5 protein-coding genes are annotated in these 5,412 nt (G+C 42.9%); all 5 read right to left on the bottom strand.

What is annotated here, in order from left to right; translation table 11 throughout:
- Window positions 1-33 precede the first annotated feature (33 nt).
- Complete coding sequence (locus RDS42_RS12120) at window positions 34-909, bottom strand: DMT family transporter (protein ID WP_308783887.1); 876 nt, start codon at window positions 907-909, stop codon at window positions 34-36.
- 67 nt (window positions 910-976) lie between these two features.
- Entirely contained in the window at window positions 977-1,519 is a 543-nt protein-coding gene (locus RDS42_RS12115) for a TIGR00730 family Rossman fold protein (RefSeq protein ID WP_308783886.1), read from the bottom strand.
- Between the two features lie 76 nt (window positions 1,520-1,595).
- Window positions 1,596-2,732: a YibE/F family protein gene (locus tag RDS42_RS12110; protein ID WP_308783885.1), complete on the bottom strand. Its 1,137-nt coding sequence runs from the start codon at window positions 2,730-2,732 to the stop codon at window positions 1,596-1,598.
- Between the two features lie 3 nt (window positions 2,733-2,735).
- Window positions 2,736-4,298 carry an alkaline phosphatase gene (locus RDS42_RS12105; protein ID WP_308783884.1) on the bottom strand — a complete coding sequence of 521 codons (1,563 nt, stop codon included), beginning with the start codon at window positions 4,296-4,298 and terminating at the stop codon, window positions 2,736-2,738.
- 691 nt (window positions 4,299-4,989) lie between these two features.
- Window positions 4,990-5,412 (bottom strand): zinc ribbon domain-containing protein (locus tag RDS42_RS12100; RefSeq protein WP_308783883.1); only part of this gene is annotated, 423 nt, incomplete at its 5' end.

The following is a 5,412-nucleotide window of genomic DNA, read 5'->3' as shown; positions in this document are numbered from 1 at the left end:
ACTCGCACGAGTCACATCTGCCCTTATTTAGAACTATCTATTTCCCGATAGCCCCCTCATATTATAAACAAACATCCCCAGAGATGCCAGGAGGATCAGTCCGTATCCTATAAAACTATACTTATCCGGAATTTCACCAAAAAGGAAAAATCCCAGAAGTGTGGCAAACAGAATCTGCGAATAGTCAAAAATAGATATTTTTCCGGCAGGAGCATACGTATACGCTGCTGTAATAGTAAACTGTCCTCCTGCTGCAAACAAACCTGCCATAAGAAGGGTTCCCAGCTGTCCTGCTGACATTGGAGTATAATTCATCAGAACAAACGGCAATATCACCAGACATGAGAAAAGGGAAAAATAAAATACGATCACAGGTCCTCTGACACCATGTGTTCCCAAAACTCTGACCATAGTGTAGGCAATACCGGCGCCCAGCCCTCCGCATACTCCGATCAGGGCTGGAAGAAGAGCCGCATTGGCAAAACCCGGCTTCACTACAAACAGGCAGCCTGTAAAAGCCAGAAGCACAGCAAAACCCTGTACAGGAGTAATTTTTTCTTTCAAAAGCAAAAAAGAGAATATAATGGCAAAAAATGGAGACAGCTTATTCAGTATTGACGCATCTGCCACCAGAAGATGATCAATAGCATAGAAATTACAGAGAATCCCCATCGTACCAAAGGCGCAGCGCAGGAACAACGGTCCCCAGTATTGCTTTTTCACTTTTGGTATCTCATGATTTTTTAAAAGAATTACTCCTGCAAAAATTACCGCCACCAGATTTCGAAAAAAACTTTTCTGAAATGAGGGGATGTCTCCTGCCAGACGCACACTGACGTTCATGCAGGCAAAAAAGAAGGCAGAAAGGATGATCATAACCATTCCCTTCATATAATTTTCCTGTTTCATTTTCATTCACTCTTTCTTTTTATCGTACATTCCCCATTTTATCATATCTCACTGTCACAAAAAAGTATTATTTCCCATACTGCTCTATATAATCCAGGATTTCCGCCGGATCGTCCATAAAACAGCAAAGATCAAGATTCGCTTTTTCCATAAATTTCTGTTCTGCCGTATATTCCAGAAGCTCCTTCATACGATCATAATAACCATTGATATTATAAATCACAATGGGACGATCGATACGTCCAAGACTTTTCAGCGTGAGGATTTCAAAGAACTCCTCATAGGTTCCGATTCCTCCGGGTGTAACAATGACAGCATCTGATCTGTCTTCCAGAAGCTGCTTTCTTTCTCTCATAGTCTCCGTAAAAATAAATTCCGAGCAATTTTCATAAAAGACACCTGGTTTTTCAAAAAAACGCGGCGCAATCCCCAGGATATACCCCTTCTCTGCATCTGCGCCCCTGGCAGCTGCTCCCATCATTCCTGTGGCACCTCCGCCAAATACCAGGCCGTGTCCTCGTCTTCCGATCTCTCTTCCAAGCTCTTCTGTTTTTTTGTAATAAATATCCTCCAGCAGTGCACTGGAAGCCCCATATACACAAATATTCATCCTGTCCTCCTGAAATCCATTTCACCAGAAAGCTTATCCACATTTCCGGCTCTTTTAAAGACAGTTTACCACAGTTTCAGAGTTCCTTACAATCCTTCTTTTTCCTGGTAAGCAGCCAGCCGCTTGTAACCGCAGTAAACGGTGCTACTGTTACCAGTCCGAAGCTTCCGACAATGGTATCCAGGATTTCTGCTGAAACATATTTGTAATTCAGGATATTCTCAATAGGAGTGCCCTGAGCCATAAAAGTCATAAGAAGAGCAATATAACCTCCGGAATAGGCCAGAAGAAGTGTGGTTGTCATGGTTCCCATGGCGGCCCGTCCTACATTCATTCCTGACATGGCAGCTTCTTTCCATCCAATCCCCGGTTTCTTCTGTATTACCTCGTTTACTGCCGAGGTGATATCCACAGAAAGATCCATCATTGCTCCGGAAGCTCCGATAAAAATCCCACTCATAAAAATTTTTGTCAGATTCAGATCCTGATATCCGGAATAAAGAAGACTTTCTGAATAAGCCATAACCGCACCATGGATTTTAAATGCATCTGTAAAAATACAGCCGATCACGCAGGTAACCAAAACACCCAGAAGTGCACCTGATGTGGCTGCCACAGTCTTTCTGTCAAAACCGTACACCAGAAATATGATCAGAAGTGTCAGGAACGCCGTAATCAGAATCCCGCACCACACCGGGTTCACGCCTGCAAGATATGCCGGAACAAGGATCTTCCAGATTGTCAGAATCGTAATCACAAAAGAATATACTGCTCTCAGACCTGTCCAGCCTGCAAAGGCGATCAGAAGAACCACAAACATTCCAGCCAGAAGGATTTCCTTATCCAGACGGTAATGATCACTCATGGTTACTGAGGTAATCCTGTTATCACTGTAACTTACCACTACATGAGCAATATCTCCTTTTTCAAAAATCTTATCGGATTCCAGGGAACCACTGAGCATATTTACCGCACGCGTCGTTTCACCTTTAAATTTTCCATCCAGAATTTCCACCTGACAGAACTGTTCCCCCGACTGTATAAGCCCGGAGCTTTTTACTGTACTTTCATCTGTAGAAAGCACCTTTGCCCTTACTTTATCTGTTCCCTTATAAATGACAGCATCCTCATAGCCCGTAGGAAGGACCATGAGGATCACCATCAGACAGATCGCCACAAGAGAAACAGAACTTTTTTTCAGTCTGCTTTTCATTTTTTACTGCACTCCTGTAATAGCGGCCAGTTTATTATAAATATCTGTGTTGTCATAATATCCCTCAAACTGCTCCTGCTCTGCGCCCATTGCAAGTACCTCTACAGGAAGTCCCGTATGAGCATAAGAAGCAAAGTTAATACCGGATTTATTGTTCAGGATATGAGTGATCGTCACGGTCAGAGGCTCATAACTTCCATAAAGAACATATTCCTCCTGTCCAAACTCTTCCTCCTCACCGGTACGGCTCATAGTTTCCTCATAAGCGGCTTTCAGCTTATTGTATTCATACTCCGTCATTACCAGAGATCCGCCTTCTTCTCCCTCCGGATGCTCATCCTTGCTGTCTGCCTGATTCGTGGTCTCTGTCTCTCCAGATGGAGCCTGCAGGCCAAAAAGCTCTGTAATATCTGCCATGACCGTATCAAAATCCGTCTTATTCTCCTTATAACCGGCTACATAATCCGAATCAAATTTTGCATAGGAAATTTTCTGATTACTGATATTTTCCAAAAATGTATCATAATCTGTTCCGGCAAATCCAATGGTCAGACCTCCGGTTTCATGGTCTCCTGTTACAAGGATCAGAGTTTCATCCGGATGCTCGTTGTAAAATTCAACTGCCTTTCCAACTGCCTGGTCCATGGCAACGGTATCTGTAATGGTAGCTGCTGCATCATTGGCATGACATGCCCAGTCGATCTTACCGCCTTCTACCATCATAAAAAATCCCGTATCATTATCCAGAACCTCGATTCCTTTTTCCACATAGTCGGCAAGTCCCCATTCTCCTTCTTCCCTGTCCATATCATAACTCATAGCATCATCATCTGCCAGAGTCTCATCGATCACGATGGTCTTTCCGTCTTCCGCAGTCAGAGCTTCTGCTTCTGCCTGTGTTTTCAGCACCTTATATCCTGCTTCCTGAGCCAGCTGATAAAGATCCGTCTTATCTCCTTCGTCACCTGTGGTTTTCTTCAGACCGCCTCCGGCAAAATAGTCAAATTCACTGGCGATCATCTCCTGACCAATCTCATAGTAGCTGTTTCTGGATGCCTGGTGTGCATAAAAGGCTGCAGGAGTTGCATGATTCAGGTTTACTGTGGAAAGGATTCCTACCTTGTATCCAAGCTGCTTTTTCAGCTTTTCTGCAATTGTCTCATAAGATGTCTCCATCTTTTCATCCATGTTGATAGTTCCGCTGTAGGTTTTATGTCCAGTCGAAATAGACGTAGCTGTAGATGCAGAATCCGGACAGAAAGAAGTGCTGTCATAAGTCTGAGCAGAACCTGCTACCGGAAAATTCATCATATTCAGCTTACTCTCACTTGTAAGAATGTCGTCTCCGTCATCCTCTATGGCATTCAGATAATAGTTTGTAGTCTGGATCTGAGGATAGCTCATTCCATCTCCAATAAACAGAAAAATATATTTTGGTGTCTTTGCCTCTGTCTCCTGGGACGCTTCCTGTGCAGCCTCCTCTGCCGCCAGTACCTGAACAGGCGCCGCACATGGCGCCATCATTGCTGCTGCCAGTAATAATGCACTGATTTTTTTCGCGTTCATAGATTTTTCTCCTTTTTCACGATCAATACTTTGTAATCTGCTTCAGGAAGCACTCCTTCCCGACAGAACAAAGCTTATCAGTACATGATTAAATACACCTGTCAGCTTACGTTAAATTTATATCAAATATCTTTCCCAAATGTAAAAATATGTGTTTGTGGGGGAAAGCGGAATATGATTTTATGTCTGTAAATGACATGCAGGAGCCAGACAGTAAATTTATATTACTTCTATATTTCATGTTCCCAAGGCGGGTAGAGCCGCACTGCCAGAAGAATTTCTGTTTAGCTGTTATCCACTTTCAGATGCAAAGAGAAAAAAGCAGATCATAGTGCCTTGCGAGGCTTCCGTTGGTAAACCTGTGTTAGCTGCTGCCACCGAGCACGCTGTCTGAGCCGTCAGGCGAGTTCGTGCGAATGGCAGCAAATCAGCGCACAGGTTTACCAGGAAACGCAGCACAGAACATGATCTGCCTTTTTCTCATATGCATCGTCTATGGATAACAAGAAACTTAAATCCACATTACCCTCACAAACAGAAAAATTATCTTTTCCTGTAAATAACCAGTTCCGGATTTGTACCATTTTCTTCATAGGTACTGATAAGAATGAATTCCATATTAGCAGCAATCCCGAAACATCTGCTGCCACCAAATTCGCATTCTAATTGATTTCCCAGATATGTTGCTCCATCATGTGAACTCTTCTGCACCCGCAAGATTTTTATATTTCTTCCAATAATCAAGTTTCGGTAGCAGTTCTTTCATATATGCGCGAATTTGTTCCGGTGAAGACTGTTCGTTCGCCATGGTGTCTACGCAGACTTCGATCAGGTCATTCATATCATGATACATGTATTTTCCGTCTACATAACACCATTTACAATATTCTTCGTTAAAAAATCCATCTGTTTCTTTACTGATACTGGAATCTTCAAGCGGCATACCGCAGCATTGACAAATCAATTGTCTTGGGGAACCCAGCAACGTATTGATTGAAACATCAAATAATCTCGATAAAAGTTTCAATGTTTCTGTATTTGGTGTTGTTTCTCCATTTTCCCAGCGAGATACCGCCTGACGTGTAACAAAAACCTTTTCTGCAAGTTCATCCTG

Source organism: uncultured Blautia sp. (genome assembly GCF_902497045.1).
Taxonomy (GTDB): Bacteria; Bacillota; Clostridia; order Lachnospirales; family Lachnospiraceae; genus Blautia_A.
This window is presented reverse-complemented; position numbering and strand designations above follow the sequence as displayed.

Bases quoted from the DNA above. Each gene is read 5' to 3' on its own strand.
- RDS42_RS12120 (WP_308783887.1), bottom strand. From the start codon at position 909: ATGAAACAGGAAAATTATATGAAGGGAATGGTTATGATCATCCTTTCT.
- RDS42_RS12115 (WP_308783886.1), bottom strand. From the start codon at position 1,519: ATGAATATTTGTGTATATGGGGCTTCCAGTGCACTGCTGGAGGATATT.
- RDS42_RS12110 (WP_308783885.1), bottom strand. From the start codon at position 2,732: ATGAAAAGCAGACTGAAAAAAAGTTCTGTTTCTCTTGTGGCGATCTGT.
- RDS42_RS12105 (WP_308783884.1), bottom strand. From the start codon at position 4,298: ATGAACGCGAAAAAAATCAGTGCATTATTACTGGCAGCAGCAATGATG.